The sequence below is a fragment of the Rheinheimera tilapiae genome (genome assembly GCF_042432165.1).
Classification (GTDB): Bacteria; Pseudomonadota; Gammaproteobacteria; order Enterobacterales; family Alteromonadaceae; genus Pararheinheimera; species Pararheinheimera tilapiae.
In genome coordinates, this window is sequence record NZ_JBHLXP010000001.1 from 1,022,543 (window position 1) to 1,049,115 (window position 26,573).

The 26,573-nt window shown below is 50.1% G+C and carries 18 protein-coding genes; 11 read left to right on the plus strand and 7 right to left on the minus strand.

The window, feature by feature from the left end:
- Positions 1-683: porin (locus ACFFJP_RS04180; protein WP_377240831.1), on the plus strand; the 683-nt coding region annotated here is incomplete at its 5' end.
- Positions 684-798: 115 nt separating this feature from the next.
- On the opposite strand, the gene corA is transcribed toward ACFFJP_RS04180, so the two are convergent.
- The 3 genes from corA to ACFFJP_RS04195 form a co-directional block, all read right to left on the minus strand.
- Entirely contained in the window at positions 799-1,743 is a 945-nt protein-coding gene (corA, locus tag ACFFJP_RS04185; RefSeq protein WP_377240833.1) for a magnesium/cobalt transporter CorA, read from the minus strand.
- A gap of 340 nt (positions 1,744-2,083) precedes the next feature.
- Positions 2,084-4,786 carry a TonB-dependent receptor domain-containing protein gene (locus tag ACFFJP_RS04190; protein ID WP_377240836.1) on the minus strand — a complete coding sequence of 901 codons (2,703 nt, stop codon included), beginning with the start codon at positions 4,784-4,786 and terminating at the stop codon, positions 2,084-2,086.
- 132 nt (positions 4,787-4,918) lie between these two features.
- On the minus strand, positions 4,919-7,627 hold the full coding sequence (locus tag ACFFJP_RS04195; RefSeq protein WP_377240838.1) for a beta-helix domain-containing protein: 2,709 nt from the start codon (positions 7,625-7,627) through the stop codon (positions 4,919-4,921).
- A gap of 374 nt (positions 7,628-8,001) precedes the next feature.
- On the opposite strand from ACFFJP_RS04195, the gene phoB reads away from it, so the two are divergent.
- Positions 8,002-8,688, plus strand: coding sequence for a phosphate regulon transcriptional regulator PhoB (phoB, locus tag ACFFJP_RS04200; RefSeq protein WP_031568707.1), 687 nt, complete (start codon positions 8,002-8,004; stop codon positions 8,686-8,688).
- Positions 8,689-8,745: 57 nt separating this feature from the next.
- The gene (gene phoR / locus ACFFJP_RS04205) at positions 8,746-10,086 is read left to right on the plus strand and encodes a phosphate regulon sensor histidine kinase PhoR (RefSeq protein WP_377240841.1); all 1,341 of its coding nucleotides are present in this window, start codon (positions 8,746-8,748) and stop codon (positions 10,084-10,086) included.
- Positions 10,087-10,153: 67 nt separating this feature from the next.
- On the opposite strand, the gene ACFFJP_RS04210 is transcribed toward phoR, so the two are convergent.
- On the minus strand, positions 10,154-11,458 hold the full coding sequence (locus ACFFJP_RS04210) for an amidohydrolase (protein WP_377240843.1): 1,305 nt from the start codon (positions 11,456-11,458) through the stop codon (positions 10,154-10,156).
- Positions 11,459-11,675: 217 nt separating this feature from the next.
- On the opposite strand from ACFFJP_RS04210, the gene ACFFJP_RS04215 reads away from it, so the two are divergent.
- Positions 11,676-12,893, plus strand: a complete 1,218-nt coding sequence (locus ACFFJP_RS04215) for a DUF547 domain-containing protein (protein ID WP_377240845.1) — start codon at positions 11,676-11,678, stop codon at positions 12,891-12,893.
- A 43-nt stretch (positions 12,894-12,936) separates the two neighbouring features.
- Here ACFFJP_RS04215 and ppx read toward each other — a convergent pair whose 3' ends face one another.
- The 3 genes from ppx to ACFFJP_RS04230 form a co-directional block, all read right to left on the minus strand.
- Positions 12,937-14,472 carry an exopolyphosphatase gene (ppx, locus tag ACFFJP_RS04220; RefSeq protein ID WP_377240847.1) on the minus strand — a complete coding sequence of 512 codons (1,536 nt, stop codon included), beginning with the start codon at positions 14,470-14,472 and terminating at the stop codon, positions 12,937-12,939.
- Positions 14,469-16,589, minus strand: coding sequence for a polyphosphate kinase 1 (gene ppk1, locus ACFFJP_RS04225; RefSeq protein WP_377240849.1), 2,121 nt, complete (start codon positions 16,587-16,589; stop codon positions 14,469-14,471). Before ppk1 ends, ppx begins: the two co-directional genes overlap by 4 nt.
- 121 nt (positions 16,590-16,710) lie before the next feature.
- Entirely contained in the window at positions 16,711-17,217 is a 507-nt protein-coding gene (locus tag ACFFJP_RS04230) for a glycine cleavage system transcriptional repressor (RefSeq protein WP_208933282.1), read from the minus strand.
- A gap of 311 nt (positions 17,218-17,528) precedes the next feature.
- On the opposite strand from ACFFJP_RS04230, the gene ACFFJP_RS04235 reads away from it, so the two are divergent.
- The 7 genes from ACFFJP_RS04235 (at position 17,529) to ACFFJP_RS04265 (ending at position 26,420) form a co-directional block, all read left to right on the plus strand.
- Positions 17,529-18,506 (plus strand): PstS family phosphate ABC transporter substrate-binding protein, encoded by a 978-nt coding sequence (locus ACFFJP_RS04235; RefSeq protein WP_377240851.1) that lies wholly within the window; start codon positions 17,529-17,531, stop codon positions 18,504-18,506.
- 199 nt (positions 18,507-18,705) lie between these two features.
- Positions 18,706-20,985 (plus strand): ABC transporter permease subunit, encoded by a 2,280-nt coding sequence (locus ACFFJP_RS04240; protein ID WP_377240853.1) that lies wholly within the window; start codon positions 18,706-18,708, stop codon positions 20,983-20,985.
- A 15-nt stretch (positions 20,986-21,000) separates the two neighbouring features.
- Positions 21,001-22,662, plus strand: coding sequence for a phosphate ABC transporter permease PstA (gene pstA, locus ACFFJP_RS04245; protein ID WP_377240855.1), 1,662 nt, complete (start codon positions 21,001-21,003; stop codon positions 22,660-22,662).
- Between the two features lie 96 nt (positions 22,663-22,758).
- Positions 22,759-23,565, plus strand: a complete 807-nt coding sequence (gene pstB, locus ACFFJP_RS04250) for a phosphate ABC transporter ATP-binding protein PstB (protein ID WP_377240857.1) — start codon at positions 22,759-22,761, stop codon at positions 23,563-23,565.
- 26 nt (positions 23,566-23,591) lie between these two features.
- A complete protein-coding gene (gene phoU, locus ACFFJP_RS04255) occupies positions 23,592-24,302 on the plus strand; it encodes a phosphate signaling complex protein PhoU (protein ID WP_208933287.1) in 711 nt (236 codons plus the stop codon).
- A 152-nt stretch (positions 24,303-24,454) separates the two neighbouring features.
- The gene (locus ACFFJP_RS04260) at positions 24,455-25,129 is read left to right on the plus strand and encodes a TIGR00153 family protein (RefSeq protein WP_377240859.1); all 675 of its coding nucleotides are present in this window, start codon (positions 24,455-24,457) and stop codon (positions 25,127-25,129) included.
- 19 nt (positions 25,130-25,148) lie between these two features.
- Complete coding sequence (locus ACFFJP_RS04265; protein ID WP_377240861.1) at positions 25,149-26,420, plus strand: inorganic phosphate transporter; 1,272 nt, start codon at positions 25,149-25,151, stop codon at positions 26,418-26,420.
- Positions 26,421-26,573: the final 153 nt, after the last annotated feature.

Below are 26,573 nucleotides of genomic sequence, written 5' to 3' on the forward strand. Positions count from 1 at the left end.
AAGTGGACCTGACCGACGAAGCGAACGAGAAAAATATCAAAGCGCGTGACCAGTTTATTGGTCTGACTGGTAGCTTCGGTACCATCAAAGCCGGTCGCAACGATACTGCGCTGAAATTGTCGCAAGGCAAGATGGATCTGTTTAATGATTATGAAGCAGACATTAAAACGCTGTGGAAAGGCGAAAACCGCATGAGCAATTCTCTGGCTTATATCACGCCGAAATTTGCCGGTTTCTCGCTGATGGTCAGCCACATTATGGAAGACTCGGAAAAAGGCCAGGACGGTCAATCTGTAGCGCTGATGTACGGTGATGACAGTTTGAAAGATGGCCCGCTGTTCGCGTCCGTTTCAATGGACAATGACGTGAATGGCTACGATAGCAGTCGGGTATTTGTGCAGGGCAAAGTTGCCAAAATCAAACTGGGTGCCGGTTTACACCAGCAAGAAGTAATGGCTGGTGGCAAAAAAGAAGATGGTTATCTGCTGAACGCAGCTTATCCGCTGGATAAGTTTGAAGTGAAAGCACAGTACCAAACGCTGGAAGACCACGACGGTTATAGCTTGGGTACTGATTACAAACTCGGTAAAGAGACTAAATTATTCGCCTGGTACAGCAGCTTTGATTTCTATAACAAAGCCGATACCGACTATCTGGCGATTGGTATCGAACATAAGTTCTGATGCTCTTGGATGACATGTGACGACCATTTCATGGTGCGTTGCGCTTCCTTTAACGGCACCCTACATTCAGATCTGACGTAGGGTGCGTTTCAAAACGCACCAAATTTCCACTCCGCTACAACCAACCCTTTCTTTTAAAAAACAGATACGGCGTGATGCCGGCAATCAGCATTAAGCCAAGCGCCAGTGGATAACCAAACTGCAGGTTTAGCTCGGGCATATGCGCGAAGTTCATGCCGTAACTACTGGCCACCAGCGTTGGTGGCAGGAAAATTACCGAGACCACCGAGAAGATTTTGATAATGCGGTTTTGTTCGATGTTGATAAAACCCATCGCTGATTGCAGCAGGAAGTTGACGCGCTGCGAGAAAGACTCGTTGTGTGGCAGCAGCGATTCGACGTCGCGTAATACGTCACGCGCCTGCTCCAGCTGATCGGCCGGTAAGCGGGCTTTGCGCAGTAAAAAGCTGATAGCGCGCTGGGTATCCATCAGACAGAGCCGCACTTTCCAGCTCATATCTTCCAGTTCGGTCAGGCGGGATAGCGATTCCTGAAAGGCTTCATTTTGTTTGCCTTGCAAAATCACCTGACTAATGGCCTCGAGGGCTAACGAAATCTCTTCGATGCTGTCGGCTAACTGTTCAATTTTGACTTCAAACAAATCCAGCAGCAATTCAAACGCATTACTGCTTTGCAAATGCGCATTGCGTGCGCGCATCCGGTACAGACGAAACACCGGCAGTTCGCGCTCACGCAGGGTAAACAGACGACCGTCGCGAATGGTAAAAGCCACAGTGGTGGTGGCCGCCCGGTCTTCCTGATAAAAAAACAACGAGTGGACGTGCAGGCCGTCTTCGTCTTCGAAAAAACGCGCTGACGCTTCAATGTCATCCAGTTCTGCCCGTAATGCCAATTGCTGGCCAAACTGGTCGCTAATAAAACTCCGTTCTGCTTCATCCGGCTCCTGTAAATCGAGCCAAATCGCCTGCTGCACTTGCTCGGCGCTTTGCAGCTCGAGCCGTTCCAGTTTTTGTTGTTGTACGGTGAAGATCCGCAGCATCAGGTGACTCCCGGTAAAAAGACGAGGTCCAGGGACGACACAGTGCGAGAAAATACTTTGAAGTGGCAATAGGCCGGTCAGACTGCAACTGACCTGGCTGTACTAGGCAGGAAGAGGCGGCAGACTGAATTACAACAAAGCAGGTCGACTGGGTATGTCCAAGGAAATGCAGCCTCTGGCAAAAAGTTAAGTTGATCTTAAAGAACCTGCACCGGTCTGGTCAAGGTAAAGCTGGTCAGAACAGCATTCTTGCCCGCTACAAAAACAGAACCGCGGTAGCAGCTATCCCTGCTGACTTCCGCGGTTCTCCAACCGTAGTAATGTAACCCGGCGATGCGGATCAGAACTTCTGGCTGTAACTTAAGCCGACGCTGACACCTTCTTCACGTTTTTGCAGAATTTCGCCTTGTTGCAGAATTTCTGTTTCTTCGTTCAGCAGGTTTTTCACGGAGAACTTCAGGTTACCTTCTGGCAGCACCGTGTAGCTATAAGTGAAATCCAGCGAGTGGAACGGCTGTTCATAGGCGTCATCTTTGCCATCAATACCGGCGAAGGCGATGCGTTTGCCAAACACGTTATAAGTCAAAGTTGCCGTATGGTCTTCGTTATCGGAATCGTAACCGAGTTGGAAGTTCACTACGTTCTTACTGTGACCCGTCAATGGCCGTACCAGATTGGTCAGGTTTGACTCACCTAATGCCTGCATTTCGATTTCTGATTTGCTCAGCGTCAGGTTGGTGTTGATAAAGAAGTTGTCCACAAACTGACCAAAGCTGCCTTCGAACATATCGAGCTTCTGCAGCATTTCGGCTTCGATCCCGTAGACTTCACCGGCTAAGGCGTTGCGGAATGACATCAGCAGGTTACCGTCTGAGCCTTTCAGTTCAACGGCTTCAATCGGGTTGATCATGTCTTTGTAGAACACACCGATGCTGTAGTTGCTGCCGGAATCTAAGTAAGATTCAAACCGCATGTCGTAGCCTTTGATGTCAGTGCTCTTCAGGTCGGCAAAGCCCATTACCTTAAAGTCAGTGATTGGGTCGATAAACAACACCGGCGTCACTTCACGCAAGTCTGGACGAACCACTGTTTCGCTAAAACCAAAGCGCAGTTGTGTTTCTTCCGTGCGCATCCAGGTCACCGACAGCGCCGGATACAGGTCATCTTCCTGGATCGGCATCTTGGTGATATCACCCTGAACAGCACCAGTTGACGGGTTCAGTGGGATAGAAACCTGACGGAAATCTTCATAACGCACACCCAGATTGACGCGCCAGGTGTAGTCATAAGTCGCTTCCATCGAGACATAAGCCGCATCAATCATCTGAGCTGCTTTGTAATCGTCGGCATCACCAGTTACATCAGAGATTTGGAAGCGTTTGGCGGCGTTCTGGATATTGGCATCGGCAAACACCTGGCTGTACGCCAGACTCAGGTCGTCGTTGGAAAAACCACGGGTATCAAACTTGTAGCGCGCAGTAGAGGCGTCACGCTGACGTTCGAAGTAGTTGTAGCCGGCACTGAAAGTCCATTCGGTTTTTTCGGTCGACAATGGATACTTGGCGTTCCAGCTGACGTTTTCGGTATTGTCTTGCATATCGCCAAACTGATAAATCACCGCGTTGTCGCTGCGGCGCATCGTTTTGCTTTGCAGTTTACCGGCATCATCCAGCGTGCGGACATACAGGTATTCCACTTCGCCTGGAGCAGTCCGTTCAGCCTTAGCGTCGGTATATTGCCAGTCGATATTCAGGTCGCCAGCCCAATCCAGCGTATGTTTGCCGCGGATCTGGTTGCTGAGCATTGAACGCTCTTCATACAGAATGTTGTAAAATTCGTTTTCGCGATTCGCTTCGTTGATGGTCTCAATCGAGTCACCGCTTTTGCGTTTGATCCGATCTTTAGTGTCCTGCAGGTAGATACTGGAGGTTTCAAAGCGGTGATTATTATCCCACTCAAAACCAAAGTTCAGCATGCCAGACAATTTGACCTGATGCTCAGTACGCAGGATGTTATCGTAGCGATTCAGCGGCGTTAACTCGGTGCCTGTCGTGATGGAGTAATAACGTTCCTGATCTTTGCTGTTTTCGCTGGACTGGTCGTAGCTGACGCCCGCCATCACACCAAATACCCGCTCACCGATATCAAAACGGTTACCCCAGGACATGCTGGCGTCATAGGCCGGGCCTAAGCTTTTCTCATTCACATCCAGCTGGCGATTCATTTCCAGACCCAGATTACGGTTAATCAACTCAGCTTTTGCCAGGTTGTCCGCGCTGACACCACCGAGGCCTTGGGCAATAGTGACTAAATCCAGTGAACCGTATTTGGTAACTGCGTTACGGAATGCTTCTGACAGACCGCGGGTGCCGTCATCACGACCACGCCAATCATCACCACCACCAGTGTATTCGAGGCCTTTGTCACTGCTCAGGCTGTTGTATTCAGTACCGACTGAGAAACTGAACACCTGGTCTAATGGGATGCTGCTGGTGCGGATGTTGATATTACCGCCACCAAAAGCGGCTGGTAATTCCGGGGAATAAGACTTCTGCACGACCATACTTTCGATAATGCCGGCCGGGAACATGTCCATTGGCACGACGTTACGCGTTGGATCCGGGCTTGGCACCTGTGCGCCGTTTAACAGCGTGGATGAGTAACGCTCACCGAGGCCACGCACATAAATAAACTTGTCTTTGACCAGCGTCAGACCTGTCACGCGGCGCAGTGCTGCGGCAGCGTTGCCGTCACCGGCGCGGGAGATTTGGTCCATACCGAGCAATTCAGCAACAAAAGGTTGCTGACGACGTTCTTCAGCAGTAGCCGCGGCTGAGCTTAACAGGCGGCCTGAAACGTTGATCCGTTCTACGGCCTGTGTTTCGCTGGCTGGTGCCGGGCTTGTTACTGCCGGCGCTGCGGCTTCCTGTGCAACAGCCGCAGTCAGCGGCAGGGCAGTACTGGCGCTCAGGGCCAGCAGGACTGCGCGGGTGACGCGGTTGCGGTTTAAATGAAATGGGCCAAATGGGTGCAAGCTGCTCATTTTTCTGAATCCTGTCGGCTGCGAATTCCAGCCTGAGTTTTTATCTGCCCGGTCATTGCCGGGTTCTTCACAAAAGTCTTCGTCAGCACAAAGCCGGCCTTTGATTACTCAAAAGCCGGCTCTTTATCATGCTTAGTTGCCTAAACCAGTGGTCCAGCCTTTGGTCCAGTCGTTGGCAGCATCCATCGCGCCGACAAAGGTGGTCTTGGTGAAGAAGCTGTCGACTGCGGCCATATCTTTGGCAGCTGTCGTGTCGATGGTGTACAGACCGTTCAGCACTGCAGCCTGATCCGCCGCAGTTTTGTTGCCTTGCTGGCCTTCAAACCACTGTTTAACAGTCATGGTTGGAGAAACGGTACCTTTAAACGGTTCCGGGCAACCCAGTACTGAGTGCGTCATCACCAGTTTGGCGCTGGCTGCCAAGGCCTGAGATTGCGTTGATTCAATTTCCAGACATTCGCCCATGGCGCCAGTGTCTGTTTTTGGACCTGCTACCAGAATGTTGTGCAGCTTGGCAGAAGTACCGGCACGCAGCAGGATGCCTTCTGAGTCCATATCGGCAGACTTAAAGGTGTTACCGATGATGGTCATGTTGGCGATAGTCGGCTCAGACAGTGGCGTCGCAGAGAAATTCGTTGACTGGTTGTCTGCTTCGATACCACGGTTGGTCACTGTATTCGCTGCATCGTGTTTAACCAGCAGGAACTGCGCTTTACCGTTCCAGCCATCAGTCCAGTCCAGTGAATCGTCTTCGTTACCAGTCAACACCACATATTTCACGTTGACAGTACCGCCGAACAGTTCCAGACCGTCGTCGAGGTTTTTATGGATTTGCACGTGGTCAACCACAGTGCCTTTACCAACGCCAGCCAGTGTCAGACCGTTCAGTTCGTTGTCTTTGATGACTTCGTAACCCGCATTACGGATTTGTACGTATTTGATCACACCAGAGTTGTCATCCGCTTTGTAACCACCGTATGGGCCGGCATTGCCTTCCGCTTCGATAGAGCAAGTCGTTGCTGCCTGGTCACACTTGTTGCTTGGTGCGTTACCCAGTACCACGATACCGCCCCACTGGCCGGCACGAGTGGCTGAGCCAATCACGTCTTGCAGTGAAGTGAACACGATTGGTGCAGTAGGAGAGCATTCAGCCATGATTTTGCTGCCGCGGGCGACAACCAGATAGTCAGAACCTGATTTGCCGTAAATCCGCACGCCCGGGTCAATGCTCAGTGTTGCTGAAGTAGTGTTGTCACCACCGACAGTCACTTTGCCGTTTAACACGTAATCAGCACCGGCTTTTAATGCCACGTTGCTGGTCAGAGTGCCTTTGACTTCACAGTTCAGTTTGCCGGTCAGTGACGCGACTTCTGTCGTACCAGTCGGGCAGGCGGTCAGTGCTGCATTGCTGGCATGTAAACCGTGCGTCCAGCCTTTGGTCCAGTCAGTCGCACCATCAAAAGCACCGATGTAGTTGGTATTGTCGAACCATGGGTCGACAAAGTTCTGCATGTTGTAGCCTTTGCCAAGCGCAGGTGAAGTTGCAGCTGGCATGTAACCGCCTAATAACGGGTCAGCTACGCTGTTGCCTGGTTGTGCAGCAAACCATTTCGCCACGTCTAACAGCGTGTTGCCGCTGGCGTCTTTTGGCGATTTGAAGTTTTCCGGGCAGCTCACGATAGAGTTGCGGAAGATAATTTTGCCGCTGTTAGCATTGGCAACAGATTCTGGTGTTTCGATTTCAAAACACTCGCCCATGCCTTTTGGCCCGGTGATGATGGTGTTGTAAATCTCACCAGCGGTACCAGCGCGCAGCAGGATACCTTCAGAATCAGCAGCCGCTGAGGTAAAGGCGTTACCGATGATCGTGACGTTTGACAAACGTGGTTTTGATACCGGCGTCGCGTCAAATTTAGAAGACTGGTTATCCGCTTCAATCGCACGGTTTGCTTCAAGATTGTTCTGGTTGTGACGGATCAGCACGTGTTGCACACGGCCAGTCCAGCCATCAGCCCAATCCAGAGAGTCGTCGCGGTTACCGGTCAGTACTAAGTGTTTCAGGTCAACGTTACCGCCGAAGAATTCAACACCATCGTCTGAGTTGTTATGCACTTGCAGGTAATCAACGACAGTGCCTGAACCTACGCCGGCAAAAGTCACGCCGTTTAATTCGTTATCTTTGATGACTTCATAACCAGCGTATTTCACTTGGACAAATTTCAGGATACCGCTGCTGTCCGTTGGGCGATCGCCACCGTATGGGCCGGCGTTACCTTCAGCTTCAATTTTACAATTAGCCAGCGCAGCAGCGTCACACTTGTTGGTCGGTGCTTTACCCAGTAACACGATACCGCCCCATTGGCCGGCAGATGCATCATTGGCTGTGCCAATCATGTCGTTGACAGAGGTAAATACGATTGGCGCGTTGGCTGAACCAACAGCACTGATTTTCGAACCACGGGCGACCACTAAGAAATCTGCGCCTGATTTACCAAACACTGTGGTGCCTGGTTCAATCGTCAGTGTTGCGCTGTTAGCGTTGTCGTTACCGACTTGTACTTTGCCGCTTAAAGCCCAAACGATACCTGAAGTGAAAGTCGCGTCGGCGGTCAGAGTGCCGGTGACTTCACAAATCGTTTTGCTGATGCCACCAACTGCAGCGCCTTCTTTGGCAAAGCTCGGGCATTTGCTGGTTGGTGTAGTTGGTGTAGTTGGTGTAGTTGGTGTAGTAGGAGTGGTCCCGCCAGCGCCAGTGCTAATCACAATGTCACCGCCGCCACAACCAGCCAGGAACAAAGCAGTCGAAATTGCGCTTAACTTTAAAATCTTGCCGAATGCCATCTTAATCTCCGTCGATGCAGTGGGTCAGTAAAAAAACTGCACAGACGGTAAATCTCGGGCGTGACTGTTTTATGACAGAATGTTGGCAGGCAGATGACAGCAACCCAAAGTCCAGCAATGGCGCCTGCTGGCGTCGATGCTGTCAAAAAACCTTCACAAATAAGTCACGGAACTGTCTTCCCAGTTCGCAATATTTTGTCGCCGGGCTTTGCGCTGCCGCAGCAAAGCAATCGGAAAAAAACAGCATACGGCTGTCATGTATGCAAATGAGTTGTGAAGAAGTCGATGCCGGAACAGTCGGCTTTCATAATTATGTCATAATTAGGCGGGATACTGATCGCAGTACCCAAAACCTCGGATGATGGTAACAGGCTATGTCGAGACGAATTCTGATAGTGGAAGATGAAGCACCAATTCGCGATATGTTGTGTTTTGTGCTGGAACAAAATGGATATCAGGCCAGCACAGCGGCAGATTTTGACAGCGCGATTAATCAGCTGGTAGAGCCATACCCGGATTTAGTGCTGTTGGACTGGATGCTGCCAGGTGGCAGTGGCATCCAAATCGCGAAAAAAATGAAACAACATGAACTGACCCGCAGCATTCCGATCATCATGATCACGGCGCGCGGCGAAGAAGAAGACAAAGTGCGCGGTCTGGAAGTAGGCGCGGATGACTACGTCACCAAACCATTTTCGCCAAAAGAACTGATGGCTCGAATCAAAGCAGTGATCCGCCGCGTCGCACCGACTAGTCTGGACGAGGTGATCGAAGTGCAGGGCCTGAAACTGGATCCGGTGTCACACCGCGTGACAGCAGTAGACCAGCCACTAGATATGGGCCCGACTGAGTTCCGTCTGCTGCACTTTTTTATGACACACCCGGAGCGGGTGTATAGCCGCGAACAGTTACTGGACCATGTCTGGGGCACCAATGTTTATGTCGAAGATCGCACGGTCGATGTGCATATTCGCCGCCTGCGTAAAGCCATCTCTCATGGCGGTCATGATCGGTTAGTGCAAACCGTACGTGGCTCTGGCTATCGTTTTTCGGTAAAATAACCTCAGACTGCCGCGCGACCTGTGATTTGCACGGGTCGGCGCAACCAAGTAGGTGTTATGCGTTTATTACTGTCCAAACGGGTTATTGTCAGCCGGTTAGCCGGGCTTGCACTGCTTGCTGCTGGGCTTGGCTGGTTATTTGACCTGACCGCTGAATTCCTGTTATTGCTCGCCGCCGGTATCATTGCCTGGCACTACAAACATCTGTTTTTGCTTGATAAATGGCTCTGGCGTGACCGTAAATTGTCACCACCGGCCGGTGATGGCAGCTGGCAGCAGGTGTTTGACGGGATTTATTACCGGCAACGCAAAGCGCGCAAGAAAAACAAAGACTTACGGGCGTTGGTCCGGCGTTTTCGCGACGGTGCCGAAGCCTTGCCGGACGCCATTGTGGTGCTGAGCCTGGACTGGACTATCGTCTGGTGTAACAAACTGGCACAACAGATGGCCGGTTTACGCTGGCCGATGGATGAACGGCAGCGCATTGATAACCTCATTCGTAATCCGGAATTTCAGCAATATCTGCAACAGCAGAACTTCGAGCAGGCGATTGAATTACCGTCGCCGCTGACTGAAGATCTGACGCTGGAATACCGCGTGCTGCAATATGGTGAAAAGCAATATCTGCTGATCATTCGCGATATAACACAGCTCAAACAACTTGAGCAAATTCGCAAAGACTTCGTCGCCAACGTGTCGCATGAACTGCGCACGCCATTAACAGTGCTGCAGGGCTATCTGGAAATGATGGAGCCTGAGCATCTGCCACAGCAGGCGATCTGGCAAAAAGCCCATTCAGTGATGCTCGACCAGACCAAACGGATGGACAATCTGGTACAGCAACTGCTGACCCTATCACGGATAGAAGCTGCCGCCAAAGTGCATTATGACGAAAACGTCGATGCACCAGCCATGCTGACGTTGTTGGAGCAGGAAGCGCATAGCCTGAACCGCGAGAAACAGCATCAAATCAGTTTTGATATTGATCTGGATTTACGCGTCAATGCAATTACTGAAGAGCTACGCAGCGCCTTTTCCAATCTGGTGACGAACGCGATCAAATACACGCCGGACGGCGGTGACATCAAAGTCAGCTGGCGGCGTGAACATCACAAAGCCGTATTTACTGTGACTGATAATGGTGAAGGTATCGCACCGCAGCATGTCAAACGTTTAACCGAACGGTTTTACCGCGTTGATCAGGCGCGGGCACGCACCACAGGTGGTACGGGACTGGGCTTGGCTATCGTTAAACATGTGTTGTCGCGTCATCAGAGCAGGTTGATGATTTTCAGTGAACCGAAACGCGGTAGTTCATTTTCTTTCGCGCTGCCGCCGGAGTTAGTGGTGGGTGAGTTAACTGCGAATCAGCCGAAGTTGCCGAAAAAGCTGAAATAAGCTGCTTGCTTCGCTGGTGTTTGAATAGAGTACGGCAAGCGGAAGCGCCGCCGTACGCTGGCCGGGACTACTTTAACGCCGGCGCCTGTGCCAGAAAATCTACCGCTAAACCCGCCATTGCCCGCACACCATTTTCCATTGCCGGTTCATAAACGCGGAAAAACGGCGAGTGATTGGGGGCGGTTTTCTCAATTGGCTGACCCGGTTCGGCGATGCCAAGAAATAAAAACACCCCCGGCACTTCCTGCTGGAAAAAGGAGAAATCTTCCGAAGCGGTGATCGGCTTAATCGGGCTAACGCCCGCTTTGGCACCTGCCCAGTTCAGCGACGGCATCGCCCAATCAGTCAGGCCCGCGTGATTCCAGGTGACTGCCGCAAAGCTTTGGGAATGGAAATGCGCCGTCGCGCCGCTGGCGGCAGCAATATGTTCGCTGGTGTGCTGCATTTTACTAATCAGCTGCTCGCGCATCACCGGGTCAAAGGTCCGGATCGTGCCGCCGAGTTTGACTTCATCCGGAATAATGTTCCAGCGTACGCCGCCATGCACTTGCCCAATCGACATCACTGCCGGTGCCTGGGTCACATCCAGTTGACGCGCCGGGATTTGATGCAGGGCGGTGATCAGCTGTCCTGTCACCGCCACAGGGTCGATACCACGCCAGGGGCTGGAGCCATGCACCTGCACACCTTTGACGGTGATCTCGAAGCTGTCCGCTGCCGCCATAATGCCTTCAGGTTTCACCTGTAACTGACCGGCAGGGCCAGGCCAGACGTGCACACCAAAAATGGCATCTGGTTTACGTTTGGCAAAAATACCTTCTTTGAGCATCAGTTTGGCACCACCTTCTTCACCCGGCGGCGGGCCTTCTTCAGCTGGCTGAAAGATAAACATTACGTCGCCTGATAGCTGTGCCTTCATCTTACTGAGCACTGTGGCGGTACCTAATAGCATCGCGACATGGGCATCGTGGCCACAAGCGTGCATCACGCCGACTTGCTGACCATTAAATTCCGCCACCGCTTTGGATGCAAATGGCAGGTCCACTTGCTCTTTGACCGGCAGTGCATCCATGTCGGCGCGCAGCGCCACCAGTTTGCCGGGTTTGCCACCTTTTAACATCGCCACCACGCCGGTATGGGCAATACCGGTCTGCACTTCCAGCCCGAGTTTTTTCAGCTCAGCCGCGACCATGGCGCTGGTGCGCTTTTCCCGGTTGGACAGCTCGGGATGTTGGTGCAAATCCCGACGCCAGCTAATCACTTGTGGCATTACTGCACTAATGGCGGGTGACAGGTCAGCTTTTACATCGGCGAAACAAACAGCCGGCACCGCAGAGCAGGCCAAAGCAAGGGTAGACAGCAGCAAACGCATAAATGACTCCGGTAGTTAACCACTCAACATCTCTGATGTGGAGTAATACCACATATCCGGTCACAGGTTCAAAGCAATAGGGCGTTAAGTGCTGACCCGGCAGTGAACCAAGCAATACCACCGCAAAATTCCCGCTGATTTTAGTGCGGTGGGATCAGTTGAGAATGCGTAAAAATTCGCCTAATGTGGTGAAGTTAACGAGACAAGGAGAATAAAAATGTGGCAAAAATTGTTAATAATGATCTTCTTATGTTTAAGTGCAAAATCGGTATCCGCCAGTGATTTCAGCTTACCTGAGGCCTGGCAGGGCGAAACGCCGGACAGCGTGATCACAATAGACTATGCCGATCTCGACTATGTGCTGGATGCCGCTGTGTTAATGTCCGGCCCGCCCAGCCGGAAAAAGTCCAAGGCCGCTTCGGCGTCTGTCAGCACTCGGCTGAAAAACAACTACAACATACTGACGACCAATGCCGGCAACCGCATCATGTTTGAGGAGTTTAAAAAGAAACCAGAAATGGCCGCCGTGATCAGTAAAATCCGTGCCAGTCTGGAATCGGTTCCCGTGGAGATCCCACTTAATTCTCTGAATAAAAAAGAGCAAATCGCTTTCTGGCTGAATTTGTATAACGTGGTGGTGATCGATGAAATCAACAAAGTCTATCCGAAAAAAGACTTGGAAGACTTTGTCACCGGTAAAGACGGTCTGTTAACCCGCAAGCTTGTGAAGGCAGGCGGTGTGCAACTGAGCCTCAATGATATCCAATATGGCGTGTTGCAACAAAAATATCCGGATGAAGTGCTGGTGATCTATGGCTTATATCAGGGGTACATTGGCAGTCCCAGCATCCGCAAATATGCCTACACCGGCGCCAATCTGAATCGCTCGCTGCAGTTTAATGCCACTGATTTTATCAATACCAACCGCGGTACTTATCCCAATGGCAAGACCTTTCGGGTCGCTGGGTTTTATCAGCGCAATGCCAGTTATTTCCCTGACTTTGCCGCCGACCTGCGCAATCATTTAAAAGAATACCTGCGGGAAGACGAAATTCCGCTGCTGGATCAAGCACAAACATTGGTTGCTGATATCAATGACTGGACTGTGACGGATATCTATGGCACCAGCCGCAACTATGGCGGTGGCGCCGCGACGAATGATGCGGCTTTGTTAGGGGCTTTTGCCCAGGGTCAAACGATGCCGGGGTCGGAGGAAGTGGCCAATTTGGAACTGATGGCAAGTACCGTGCAGGCCAAGTCTGTCACTTATGGTCGCTTTTCAGCCGATCAGGTACAAAAGCTCAAAGAAATGAAATTTAATCACGAGAACCGCGGTGGGGTAGTGACGGTGACCGATCTCACAGAAGCTGAAGCTGCAGCAAAAGCAAAAGCAAAGAGCGAAAGCGGAAAGCAAAACGATAAACAGCGGCAGTAAACAACTAACTACAGCGCTGCGGTATGTTCCGCAGCGCTATGCTTCATATCTCGTCACTGAGTTCAGGCAAGCCCGGACAATTTAAGGTCAGACCGAGTCGTTTGATAAACTGCTGCTCTGAACGTAAATCTGCGGCCAACACCGTATGTTGCTGATACCAGCTGTCCGGAAGCAGCAGCGTCAGTTGCTGTGCAGCCGCATGCACCTGGATCTCCGGCAGAATATCTTCCCGGCGTTTCTGATTCAGTAATATTGCTAGACGAAACAGACACAATGCGTAGTAAAAATCGCTCTGACGATACAGATAAAATGGCGTGATATCGTCCGGTTTTATTTTCCGCCGGTGATACCGCACCAGACTGGCCAACACCCGTTGTTGTTCCTGGTTAAAGCCTGGCAAGTTGGAATTATTCAGGATATAAGCACTGTGGCGTTGCACGCTGGATGAGTTGATCTGCAGGCCAATTTCATAGACATAACAGGCAAACTGTAATAGTTGTCCCCATTCTGCACTGAGCTGCCACTGGGTCTGCGTTTGAGCCCACAAGGTTTGCACGGTCTGGCTGACTCTGCCGGCCTGTTCTGCATCGACTACATAACGTTTAATCAGGCTTTGTATCGTATGCTGACGGATATCCTGATGTTGCAGCCGATCGCTCATCTCATACAACACGCCTTCGCGCAGGGCGGCGTCGACATAGACCATCTCGTCGATCCCCAGCATCCGGAACGAAGCCAGTAAAATCGCCAGGCCAGGCGCCAGCAATTGCTTACGATCTTCCGTCAGACCAGGCAGATTTAACGCATCACAGAGCTCAACTTCCAACAACAGTTGTTGCAGTTTTTCCAGATGCTCGAGCTTAATCACATGCGGATGCCAGCCTAGTCCGCTGACGATGTCTTTAATGGTTTTGATGGTGCCGGATGTACCTACCGCCTGCTGCCAGCCGGTGTTTTTATAACCGGTGTAGATGTTTTCCAGTTCCTGTTCGGCATGCATCAGAGCCCGTTCAAACCGTTTGGGGCTGATGCGGCCACGCGGAAAATAGAACTTGGCGAAACTGACACAGCCCATATTGCGGCTGGCCAGTTTCAGTGGCTGAAAATCCACACCAATGGCAAATTCAGTGCTGCCACCACCAATATCGATGACCAGGCGTTGACCGGTGTATGTTTCAAAGTGGGCGACGCCCTGATAAATCAACCGCGCTTCTTCTTGTCCGGCAATAACCTCGATCGGAAACGGAAACACGTCCTGCGCCTGTTGTAAAAAGCGTGCGCTGTTTTTTGCCCGGCGTAATGTGTAGGTGGCGATCACGCGGACGGATTGAGTCGGCATGTCTTTGAGCGTATCGGCGAATTGCCGCAGCACGGCCAGGCCGCGCTGCATCGCTTCATCGCTGAGCATTTGCTGTTCATCCAGCCCATCGGCCAGCTGAACTTTTTGTTTTTCCCGATGCAACAATTGCAGTGCGCCGTCAACGATACGTGCGATCACCAGATGAAAACTGTTGGAGCCTAAGTCTACCGCCGCAATTAATTCGGCGGCAGACAACGCATTTGGCGTCAGATGGGTCATAACTCTGCCTGAATAGTCGGTCCCAGTTGTTGGCTGGCGAGATAGTCATAAATCGCCTGCTGAGACCTGATACTTTTTCTGTTGCCCCTTTTGACATAAGGGTTGCTTTGTTCTTGGTCGATTAGACGAGCTTTGACGTTGTCATTCCATTGCAAATCAAGCACTGTCATAATTTGTTGTTTAATCCGCGCGTCATAGATCGGCACGCCCACTTCGACGCGCATTTCGATATTGCGTGTCATCCAATCCGCCGATGACAGATATAAATCAATATCGCCACCATTAAAGAATTGGTAGACCCGCGCATGTTCAAGGTAACGATCCAACACACTGATCACTTTGATGTTATGACTTTTACCCGGGATGCCCGGGATCAGCGAGCACATGCCGCGCACGATAATCCGGATCTTCACGCCAGCCTGACTGGCTTTATACAGCAGATCAACAATAGGATCATCGACCAGATTATTCAGCTTCAGCACAATTTCGGCTTTGCGCCCGCTCAAAGCAAAATCAATTTCGCGCTGAATTAAGCTGTTAAGCTTTGGCCGGCTCCAGGTCGGCGACACAATTAAGTGTTGAAAAACAAAAGGCTTGTAACTGTATTCAACAAACTCAAATACCTGATCAACTTCATCACAGATTTCTTTGTGACAAGTAAACAAGCTCATATCTGTGTAGATTCGCGCGGTTTTTTCGTTGAAATTACCGGTGCCGATATGGGCATATTTTACCAGTCCGGCTTTTTCTTCGCGGCTGATGATGCAGAGTTTGGAGTGAATTTTCAGTGTGGTCAGGCCAAACACAACCTGCACACCGGCCTGAGTCATCCGCCTGGCCCACTGGATGTTATTTTCTTCGTCAAAGCGCGCTTTGAGCTCGACCACCACTGTTACTTTTTTACCATTTCTGACCGCATCGAGCAGCGAATGGATCACCCGCGAATTTTTTGCCACGCGGTACATCGTCATTTTGATCGACTTCACTCTCGGGTCAAAGGATGCCTGACGGACCCATTCGGTGAAATAAGTGAAGTTGTGATAGGGGTAGTGCAGTAACACGTCATTGCTGCGGATCGCATCAAAAGTGGTGTTGTGTTGTTCAAAATCCGGACTTGGTAATGGCGGCAGCGGCGAAAACTCCAGACTGGCATGACCGGTGTACGGGAAATTAATGAAATCTTTGAAATTCCGGTACCGACCACCGGGGATCAGGGCGTCCAGCGTGTTTGCACCCAGCAATTTACGCAAAATTTTCAGCATGTGCTCAGGCATCGACACGTCGTAGACCAGTCGCACCGGCTCCGATTCCAGCCGTTGCCGGATACCGTGCGACATCTTGTCGAGCAGGCTCTGATCCAATGACTCGCTCAAGTCATACTCGGCATCTTTGGTTAGTTTCATCGAGTAAGCCTGGATGTCACAGAAATCAAAGAAACCAACGAACAAATCACGCAGGCAGTGAATAATCACATCGTCCAGCATCATAAATTGGTGGCGATAACGGCCGCGGCGTTTGGTGCGGTTTAATGCAATCGGCAGTTCCAGAAAACGCGACACATCATCTGTCGGAACCTGCACTATGGCATATTCCGGTTTGCCCTGACCGGTCATTTCCACCATCAGGTAAGTGGCATTGTCTTCGAGGCGTTTTGATAACTGCAGGTGTTCGTTCGACAACAGAATGGGCGAGATGTGACGCAGTACTTTTTCTTTGAAATAGGATTTAACCCAGGCGCTTTGCGATTCATTCAGCTTGTGTTGGTCGATAAACTCGATGTTATGTTTACGCAAACCAAGTTGCAGGTCCATATGAATGGCATTGAACTTGGCGCCGAGACGCAGCACAAACTGTTGAATTTGTTTTAATAAATGTTCGGTCTGGCTGGCGTCTTCATTGTGATACATCTGCAGCATGATACGCCGCTTCACGTCCGCAACCCGCACCCGGTAGAACTCGTCCATGTTATTGGAATAAATGCCGAGGAAACGCAGACGTTCAATTAATGGGTTGCGCTCATCTGCAGCTTCCTGCAACACGCGTTCATTAAAAGCAAGCCAGCTTAGTTCTTTTGGGAAATAATGCATCGGGTGTTCTGAATTGTTTGGTAGTTCCATATCAGTTCCATCACTGCGGGGGAGGTGCTGAGCCTAATCTATGGCAATTTGATGAAAGAATTATGAATAAGATAGCCCGTCACGTCAGAACATGCACGGGCTATTGTTGGACAGAACCGTTTCAGTTCAGATTTTCGACATCAACCATCACATCTGAGGCAATGTCTTCAAGCGCCTGTACCACTTCGTCTTTGTTCAAACCTTCTGGTAATTCGACGGTTGCGATCGCATTAAACAGTGGCACACCCCAATTCGGTGCGCTTTGCTTAGAGCTTTCAAAGTGAATGATATTGGTGCCTTTGTGCTTAATGACCGACGACAGTTCACGCACAATGCCCGGTCTGTCGTTGCCGGTGATGACGAACTTTAGCAGTTTCTGCTCGTTGACGCGGGAGTCCACCCCATGTTGTACGCGGATATCCAGATCCTTCATCTGTTGCAGGGCAGCGGTTAAAGCCGCTACATGTTGTTCTGCCACTTCAACCTGTAAAATCCCAGCGAAGTAACCAGCCAGATGGCTCAGATTACTTGCGGTCCAATTGCCGTGGTATTCGGCAATCAACGTTGCAAGTTGTTCGACCAGGCCTGCTTTATCCTGACCGATCAACGTTAAAACCAACTGCTTCATAGCGCATTTCCTTGTTTTAGTACGCCGCTGTAAATCCCGCGACTATCTGGATTCAGCGTAAAAAATATATCACATTAAAATTTAATTTTTGTTATTTAAACGACTTGACCAGTGCCCACACGGTTAACCATCCGGGCGCCCAGCCTGCCGAAACTATAGCCAGCCACTTTAAAAAAACAACACTGTTAGTCGCTTTTTACTAGAAATTCACCAGACTGTTTTATCGTCATATTATTGTCATATTACCGAAATATGATGTGTAGCGTGAACTGCAGGCACAGGCTTGCGATTGCCAACAAGAGGACTTTAAGGTGAAAACTTTTAAAATTTTATCGACTGCAGCCATTATCGCTGCCACTTTCAGTTTTCAAGCCGCTGCGGTGACTAAAGTCGACCCGGCTTTACCTGACTACCAGAAAGCCTCTGGCGTATCGGGCAGTATTTCCAGTATCGGTTCTGATACGCTGAACAACCTGATGACGTTGTGGGCTGAAGATTACCGTAAGCTGTACCCAAATGTGAACATTCAAATTCAGGGCGCAGGTTCTTCTACAGCGCCAACGGCATTGACTGAAGGTACTTCAAACTTCGGCCCAATGAGCCGCGCGATGAAGCCAAGCGAAATTCAGGCGTTTGAAGCTAAATTCGGTTACAAACCAACTGCAGTGCCGGTTGCGGTCGACTTGCTGGCGGTTTACGTCAATAAAGACAACCCAATCAAAGGCATGACCATGGCGCAGGTTGACGCAGTGTTCTCTGCGACCCGCAAATGTGGTTACAAAGAAGATGTCACGCGTTGGGGTCAATTAGGTCTGGATGGTGCGTGGGCGAACCGCGATTTCACCATGTACAGCCGTAACGCGGTATCTGGTACTTACGGTTACTTCAAAGAACATGCGTTATGTAAAGGCGATTTCAAATCAAGCATCAACGAACAGCCTGGTTCTGCTTCAGTAGTGCAGGGTGTCAGCGAGTCTATCAACGGCATCGGTTACTCAGGTATCGGTTATGTGACTTCTGGTGTACGTGCACTGCCACTGGCGAAAAAAGAAGGCTCACCTTTTGTTGAACCAACAGCAGACCATGCGCTGGATGGCAAGTACCCACTGTCCCGTTTCCTGTTTGTTTATGTTAACAAACACCCGAACAAAGAACTGACGCCAATGGAACGCGAGTTTATCAAACTGGTGTTATCAAAACGCGGTCAGGAGATTGTGGTTCGCGACGGTTATGTACCAGTTCCGAACAAAGTTGCGGCGAAAGTACTGGCCGAACTTGGTATCAAATAAATCTCTGCTTTTTTTTAAGGCGCCTGCGGGCGCCTTTTGCGTTAGGTGCTCTTCGAACATGGGAGCCAATTTGCGGTTTACCAGACTGTTTGGCATTGAATATTGCCAAATTATGACAAAAATCTACGCTGTAATATTTCTGACATAAATCTCGTCTAAGCTTTGCAGCATCCGAAAAGTCAGTACTGGATGTGTAAACATGCAACAGACCTCCACGTCAGCTCCTGTCACTACAAGGCCATCATTATTGCCAAGCGGTGAAAAACGGGCTCGTCTGCGCCGCTGGCGCAGTTTTAAAGATAAAATGTCCAAATACGGTATCGCATTTGCCGGCATCAGTGTAGTCGCAGCCTTTGCGACTATTTTTGTCTATCTGTTTTCTGAAGTTGGGCCGATCTTCTCGTCAGCCAGCGTGGAAGCAGAGCAAAGCTACCAGATCAACAGCAGTAAACCGCTGTATACCAACCTTGAACGCTACAGTGAAGTGGGGCTGAATGTCTCGGCGTCCGGGGAGCTGCAATTCTTTGATGCGCTGACCGGTCAGGCTGGCGAAAAAGTGCAGCTGCAACTTCCGGCACAAACCTCGATTTCAGCATTTGCCCGCGGTGAACCTCGCTCAGGTTTGCTGGCACTTGGTTTATCGAATGGCCAAGCGCTGGTGATCAAACACGAATACAACCTGAGTTATCCGGACGACAAACGCAAAGTGGTGCCAGTGGTTACCTATCCGCTGGGTGAAACACCACTGGATTTAAATCCGGGTCAGGCGTTAAAGAGCCTGGCGGTGCAGGAAGGTAGCGCGGGTACTGCGTTAGTGGCGTTTGCAGCTGACGGTCGCTTGAGTTACCACGTATTTGAAGCACAAACCGAGTTTATGACCGGTGAGACGACCTTAGTGCGCACCGATTATTCGTTGCCGGATGCACCAAAAGACGTCAGCCGGATTTTACTTGATACCACGCTGCACAATCTGTTCATCGCGGAAGGTAATGAAAAGATTCATTATTATGACGTCACAAATCCGGCCCAGGCCCGATATGTTGAAGCAGTCAGTGCGGTAGCTGCCGGTCAGCAAGTTACTGCGGTCGAGTTTCTGGTCGGTGCGGTCTCGCTGATTGTCGGTGGTTCGGACGGCAGTCTCAGCCAGTGGTTTCTGGTGCGCGATGAGCACAACAACTTCCATTTAAAACATATCCGTGATTTTGAACAGCATCCTGCAGCGATTCGCCAGATTGAACCTGAGTATTCCCGCAAAGGTTTCCTGGTACTAGATGCTGCGGCCAACCTTGGCATCCATTACGGCACGTCAGCCCGCACTTTAGCGCTGGAACCGTTGCTGGAGGGGACCAGTTTTGAACGCATCGCCATCAGCCCAATCAATACTGCATTACTGGCTTTTGCCGCAGACGGTAAAGTACAGCGCTTCGCGCTGGAAAATGCGCATCCGGACGTCAGCTGGAAAGCGATGTGGAATGAAGTCTGGTATGAAGGTCGTGGCGAAAGTGACTATATCTGGCAGGCATCTTCAGGTTCTGATGAGTTTGAAGCGAAAATGAGCTTGGTGCCACTGGCGCTGGGTACTCTGAAAGCGGCTATCTTCGCCATGTTGTTTGCTACACCGCTGGCAATTATGAGCGCGCTGTATACTGCCTATTTTATGACGCCAAAATTACGCGGGAAGGTGAAGCCAACTATCGAGATCATGGCGGCTTTACCAACTGTTATTCTAGGCTTCTTAGCCGGATTATGGTTGGCGCCTTTTATCGAGAAATATCTCAGTGCTGTGTTCGCCATTCTGCTGTTGTTACCTTTCATGATGCTGTTGGCCGCGTATCTTTGGCGCTTTGCGCCGCGCTCTTGGCGCGAGCGTTTTGGTCTCGGTTGGGAAGTGCTGCTGCTTATTCCCGTGATTATTGGTTTTATTTGGTTGTGCGTCAGTTTAAGCCCAAGCGTAGACATGCTGTTCTTTAATGGCAGTTTACGTCAGTGGTTCACTGATAACGGTATCACTTATGACCAACGGAACGCCTTAGTCGTTGGTATCGCGATGGGCTTTGCCGTGATCCCGAACATCTTCTCGATTGCTGAAGATGCCGTGTTTAACGTGCCACGCCATTTAACGCAAGGCTCACTGGCGCTTGGGGCAACTCCTTGGCAAACCATGATGGGCGTCGTCTTACCAACGGCAAGTCCTGGTATTTTTGCGGCGGTCATGGTTGGTTTCGGCCGCGCAGTCGGTGAAACGATGATTGTGTTAATGGCCACCGGCAATAGTCCTGTCGTGAATTTCAATTTGTTTGAAGGTATGCGCACCTTGTCCGCGAACATTGCGGTTGAGTTACCAGAAACTGCAGTAGGGAGCACGCACTTCCGCGTGTTGTTCTTGGCGGCGCTGGTGCTGTTTGTCTTTACCTTTGTGTTTAATACGCTTGCTGAAGTGATCCGGCAGCGGTTACGTCAACGCTTCAGTAATCTGTAATTCGGAGTGAACGGCATGAAAGCTTGGTTTAAAACGGGTACTCCGTGGATTTGGTTAAACGCCGGTGCAATCGCCTTATGTTTGGTGATGGTCATTGGGGTTCTGGGATTAATCGCGGTTCAAGGTGGTAGTCACTTTTGGCCTGCTGATTTACAACGCGTACAGGCGGTTCAATCAGATGGCAGCAAGAAATTGCTGTTGGCTGAACACGTGCGCACAGAACAGGTCAGTGCGGTCACGCTGAAAGATTCGGGCGTAACCTTGCCAGACAACGCAGAATCGTATGCACGGCATTTGTTGAAAGTGTCTAACCGTGACGTGTATGGTCGCGACTTTGCGTGGTTCCTTGATTACGATTTGTCAAACTGGGAAAAACCAGAGAACGCCATCGTGATTGAACGGCGTGAGTGGGGCAATTTCCAGGGTTTCCCACTGCAATTGTTGCAACAAGACAAAGTGATAGCTGAAGGTGAAGCATTGTGGCCAGCTCTGCAGGTAGCAATGGCGCGTGCTAACGCGTTGCACGATGACATCAGTGAAATTGAAAATGGTGAGATTGGTAAAATTAACAAGGCGCTGGAAGCGTTGCGTTTGGGCAAGCGTACGCTTGAACTGAACGGAGCCAGTGCTGAAGAATTGAGCCAGTATGTGCAGCAAGCCGCGCAAGATCAGGCTGCGCTTGATGCTCAATATGCTGAGTTACAGCAGGAATTAGAAGCGCTTTACTCCCAAGCTAAGCGTGACAGTCTGAAAGTTGTCACGGCCGAAGGAAAAGAGCTGACGATTAATCTGTCCAATATTGTGCATGCGCATATGCCGAACCGGATGTCAGTGCTGGATAAGTCTGTGCACTATGTTGCGGCGATTTGGCACTTCCTGAGCGAAGATCCGCGCGAAGCCAATACCGAAGGCGGCATTTTCCCAGCCATTTTCGGTACCGTGACCATGGTCATCTTGATGTCAATCATTGTGACGCCGTTTGGCGTGTTGGCAGCGATTTACCTGCGTGAATATGCCAAGCAAGGCACCATGCTAAAAATTATTCGCATCTCTGTGTATAACTTAGCGGGTGTGCCATCGATTGTTTATGGTGTGTTTGGTTTAGGTTTCTTTGTTTATATTATGGGCGGCAATATTGATGCGCTGTTCTACCCAGAAAAACTGCCGGCGCCAACTTTTGGTACCCCAGGCCTGTTTTGGGCGTCATTGACACTGGCATTATTAACACTTCCAGTCGTGATTGTTTCGACAGAAGAAGGTTTGTCACGCATCCCAAGCACGATTCGGATGGGTAGTTTGGCGTTAGGCGCGACAAAATCTGAAACATTATGGAAAGTTGTAGTGCCGCTGGCTACACCAGCGATGATGACCGGTTTGATCTTAGCTATCGCTCGTGCCGCCGGTGAAGTAGCGCCGTTAATGTTGGTCGGCGTGGTGAAACTCGCACCGACCTTACCGGTCGACGGTACTTTCCCATTTGTTCATTTAGATCAGAAAATTATGCACTTAGGTTTCCATGTGTTTGACGTTGGTTTCCAAAGCCCGAACGTTGAAGCGTCAAGACCATTGTTATATGCCACAGCATTAGTACTGGTTGTGTTGATTGTACTGCTGAATATGGCGGCGATTCATTTACGCAATAAACTGCGGGAAAAATATCGCAGCGAATCTGACTAGAACCCATAGAGCAAATTGGTGCCGATGGGCACCTAACGCGGGATGCGTGGCATCCCGCCGCAGAACCTGAACTGAATTTTAAGAGTGAACTGACGTATGACCACACAACAAACTCTGAACGGCTACAGCGAGCTGAATCTGGCAGATGAAAAAATCAAGCTGGAAGTGAAAGACCTGCGTCTTTACTACGCTGAATCGCAGGCGTTAAAAACTATTAATATGCAAATCCCGGAAAAACGCGTGACCGCATTTATCGGCCCGTCAGGGTGTGGTAAATCTACTTTACTGCGTTGCTTTAACCGGATGAACGACCTGGTTGATATTTGTCGTATTGAAGGACAGATCCTGCTCGACGGCCAGAATATCTATGACAAAACGGTCGACGTCGCTGAGCTGCGCCGTCAGGTTGGCATGGTGTTTCAGAAGCCGAACCCGTTCCCAAAAACCATTTATGAAAACGTTGCTTATGGTCTGCGCCTGCAAGGCGTAAACGATCGCCGCGTACTGGACGAAGTGGTGGAAAGCTCGCTCAAAGGCGCGGCATTGTGGAACGAAGTAAAAGACCGCTTACATGACAACGCTTTTGGCCTGTCTGGTGGCCAGCAACAGCGTCTGGTAATTGCCCGCGCTATTGCGATTGAGCCTGAAGTGCTGCTGCTCGATGAACCAGCGTCCGCACTGGACCCAATCTCCACGCTGAAGATTGAAGAATTAATCAATGAACTGAAAAATCGTTACACCATTGTGATTGTCACGCACAACATGCAACAGGCTGCACGGGTATCGGACTATACTGCCTTTATGTACATGGGCAATCTGGTGGAATACGCGGCGACGAATAAGATGTTTACCAACCCGTCGCAACAACAGACTGAAGACTACATCACTGGCCGTTTTGGTTAATTACCAGACTTAAGCAGAGGTTTCACATGGACAAACTGAATTTAACCAAACACATTTCCAGTCAGTTTAATGACGAGATCGAGCAGATCCGTAACCACATCATGGCGATGGGTGGCTTGATCGAGCAACAGCTGTCGGATGCACTGAATGCGATTGCCGGCAGCAATGCTGAACTGGCGCAACAAGTGATTGCCAATGATTTGCTGGTCAATGACTGGGAAATCAAAATTGACGCAGAATGTACGCGCATCATTGCGAAACGTCAGCCTGCTGCCAGTGATTTACGCTTGATTCTGACCATCATCCGCGCGATTTCTGATTTGGAACGTATTGGTGATGAAGCCGAGCGGATCGCCAAAGTCGCACTGGAATCCTTCAGCAGCGCTCAGCAGGATCTGCTGGTCAATCTGGAGAATATGGGCCGTCATGTCGCGCAGATGCTGCACGATGTATTGGACGCATTCGCCCGGATGGACGTGGAAGCAGCCTTAGCGGTCTACAAAGAAGACAAAAAGGTCGACCGTGAATATGAAGCCATTACCCGTCAATTGATGACTTACATGATGGAAGATCCACGTTCCATTCCAAAAATCATGAACGTGCTGTGGTCTGCCCGTGCACTGGAACGGATTGGTGATCGCTGCAAAAACATTTCTGAGTACGTCATTTCATTTGTCAAAGGTCGTGATGTGCGCCACAGTGATGAAGACAGCCTGGAACAAAATGCCCGTAGCTGAATAATCGCTGAATTAGGCGCCCAAAAAGCCAGTGCTGACTATAATCAGCCTGGCTTTTTGCATTTTTACGGCTTTATGACATTTTTATTATGCGACGGTTGCAGTACAATGCGCGCCGACTTTCGTCCACTACAAAACCAAGAGGCAAAGCTATGCCAAGTGCATTTTTGGCTGTTTTCGCAAAATCTCCAATTAAACCAATTGAAGAACATATTCGTAAAGTCCTGGCGGCGAGCGAGCAGTTACTGCCGTTTTTCGCAGCCGTATATAACAAGGATTGGGACACTGCAGCGGAAGTAAGAAAAGTAATCGTTAGCCTTGAAAAAGAAGCTGACACTTTGAAACGCGATATCCGCGTTCATTTGCCGCGCGGCTTGTTTTTACCTGTCGATCGCACCGATATACTGGAGTTGGTGTCGCAACAGGATAAAATTGCTAATAAAACCAAAGACATCACCGGCCGTGTATTGGGCCGCGAGCTGGAAATCCCGGCACCTATCCAACAAGAATTTAATGCTTACCTGCAACGTTGTATCGATGCCGTCGCCCTGGCGTGTGAAGCGATCAACGAACTGGACGAATTGCTGGAAACTGGTTTCCGTGGACGCGAAGTCGATATGGTGATCAAAATGATCGCAAAAATCGACGAAATCGAACACGACACTGACGAAATGCAAATCAGTTTGCGCAAATTCGTACGCAAATCTGAAGGTGCATTGAACCCTGTTGATGTGATGTTTCTGTACCGCACTTTAGAGTGGGTCGGCGATTTAGCTGATACCGCGTTAAAAGTAGGCTCACGTCTCGAAATCATGTTGGCTCGTTAAGCGCTAAAGGTAAAAATTCATGGAAATTTTGGCTCAATATGGCCATGTGCTGGTAATTGTTGCCGCACTATTTGGCTTTTTTATGGCTTATGGTGTTGGCGCGAATGATGTTGCCAATGCAATGGGAACTTCAGTCGGTTCAAAAGCCTTAACTTTAAAACAAGCACTGATCATCGCCGCGATTTTTGAAGCGTCAGGCGCCTGGTTAGCCGGTGGCGAAGTCACTTCAACTATTCGCAGTGGTATCGTCGATGCCGAAGCCTTCAAAGAAGTACCGCAATTGTTGGTATACGGCATGATCGGCTCTTTGTTAGCTGCAGGTTCTTGGTTGTTGGTTGCGTCTCATTATGGCTGGCCGGTATCGACCACGCATTCGATCGTTGGTGCTATCATCGGTTTTGCCTCAGTTGGCGTTGGCATGGACTACGTGCACTGGGATTCTGTCAGCGGGATCGTCGGTAGTTGGGTGGTGACGCCTTTGCTATCTGGGGTGCTGGCATTCTTGATCTTTATGAGTGCGCAGCATTTCATTTTTAACACAGACAGTCCGCTCAAAGCAGCGAAGAAGTTTGTGCCTTACTATATGTTTTTTGCCGCCTACATTATGTCTTATGTCACGGTAACCAAAGGCTTAAAACACGTTGGTCTGGATTTATCTACCAACGAAGGCATCTTGTTGTGTTTTGCCATCGCTCTGGTTGTTGCATTGATTGGTGCTTTTGCAATCAGCCGCTTGAAAATTGATCCGGATGCAGATAAGGAAATGCACTTTACCAACGTGGAGAAAATTTTCGGTATCCTGATGATTTTCACTGCTTGCTGTATGGCATTTGCACACGGTTCTAACGATGTGGCCAATGCAATCGGGCCTTTGGCTGCAGTTGTTGGCATCATCCAATCTGGTGGTCAGATTTTAGATAAAGTGTCGTTGGATTGGTGGATTCTTCCTCTGGGTGCTATCGGTATCGTCGTCGGTTTGGCTACTTTGGGTGCCAAAGTTATTCAAACTATTGGCGAAAATATTACCCATCTGACACCAAGCCGTGGTTTTGCGGCAGAAATCGCCGCAGCGACGACTGTTGTAGTCGCTTCTGGTATGGGTTTACCTATTTCCACAACGCAAACTCTGGTCGGTGCAGTGCTTGGCGTTGGTATGGCACGTGGTATTGCCGCACTGAACTTAGGTGTCATCCGGAATATTTTCGTGTCTTGGGTTGTGACATTACCAATAGGCGCATTTTTATCGATCATATTCTTCTATGTGATCAAGACCGTTATGGAAGCGTTATAAGCGCGTTGATATACAAAAAACCGCCTTCGGGCGGTTTTTTATTTAGCGCAGGAAATCTCTTCGCTGGCGCGAACTTGCTAAAGGTCCTCGTCCTTTGCACAACCTAACGCATTTGGGTTGCAGAGGCTGGCTCCGTGCACTAGCATCTTCATC

Bases quoted from the DNA above. Each gene is read 5' to 3' on its own strand.
- corA (WP_377240833.1), bottom strand. From the start codon at position 1,743: ATGCTGCGGATCTTCACCGTACAACAACAAAAACTGGAACGGCTCGAG.
- ACFFJP_RS04190 (WP_377240836.1), bottom strand. From the start codon at position 4,786: ATGAGCAGCTTGCACCCATTTGGCCCATTTCATTTAAACCGCAACCGC.
- ACFFJP_RS04195 (WP_377240838.1), bottom strand. From the start codon at position 7,627: ATGGCATTCGGCAAGATTTTAAAGTTAAGCGCAATTTCGACTGCTTTG.
- phoB (WP_031568707.1), top strand. From the start codon at position 8,002: ATGTCGAGACGAATTCTGATAGTGGAAGATGAAGCACCAATTCGCGAT.
- phoR (WP_377240841.1), top strand. From the start codon at position 8,746: ATGCGTTTATTACTGTCCAAACGGGTTATTGTCAGCCGGTTAGCCGGG.
- ACFFJP_RS04210 (WP_377240843.1), bottom strand. From the start codon at position 11,458: ATGCGTTTGCTGCTGTCTACCCTTGCTTTGGCCTGCTCTGCGGTGCCG.
- ACFFJP_RS04215 (WP_377240845.1), top strand. From the start codon at position 11,676: ATGTGGCAAAAATTGTTAATAATGATCTTCTTATGTTTAAGTGCAAAA.
- ppx (WP_377240847.1), bottom strand. From the start codon at position 14,472: ATGACCCATCTGACGCCAAATGCGTTGTCTGCCGCCGAATTAATTGCG.
- ppk1 (WP_377240849.1), bottom strand. From the start codon at position 16,589: ATGGAACTACCAAACAATTCAGAACACCCGATGCATTATTTCCCAAAA.
- ACFFJP_RS04230 (WP_208933282.1), bottom strand. From the start codon at position 17,217: ATGAAGCAGTTGGTTTTAACGTTGATCGGTCAGGATAAAGCAGGCCTG.
- ACFFJP_RS04240 (WP_377240853.1), top strand. From the start codon at position 18,706: ATGCAACAGACCTCCACGTCAGCTCCTGTCACTACAAGGCCATCATTA.
- pstA (WP_377240855.1), top strand. From the start codon at position 21,001: ATGAAAGCTTGGTTTAAAACGGGTACTCCGTGGATTTGGTTAAACGCC.
- pstB (WP_377240857.1), top strand. From the start codon at position 22,759: ATGACCACACAACAAACTCTGAACGGCTACAGCGAGCTGAATCTGGCA.
- phoU (WP_208933287.1), top strand. From the start codon at position 23,592: ATGGACAAACTGAATTTAACCAAACACATTTCCAGTCAGTTTAATGAC.
- ACFFJP_RS04260 (WP_377240859.1), top strand. From the start codon at position 24,455: ATGCCAAGTGCATTTTTGGCTGTTTTCGCAAAATCTCCAATTAAACCA.
- ACFFJP_RS04265 (WP_377240861.1), top strand. From the start codon at position 25,149: ATGGAAATTTTGGCTCAATATGGCCATGTGCTGGTAATTGTTGCCGCA.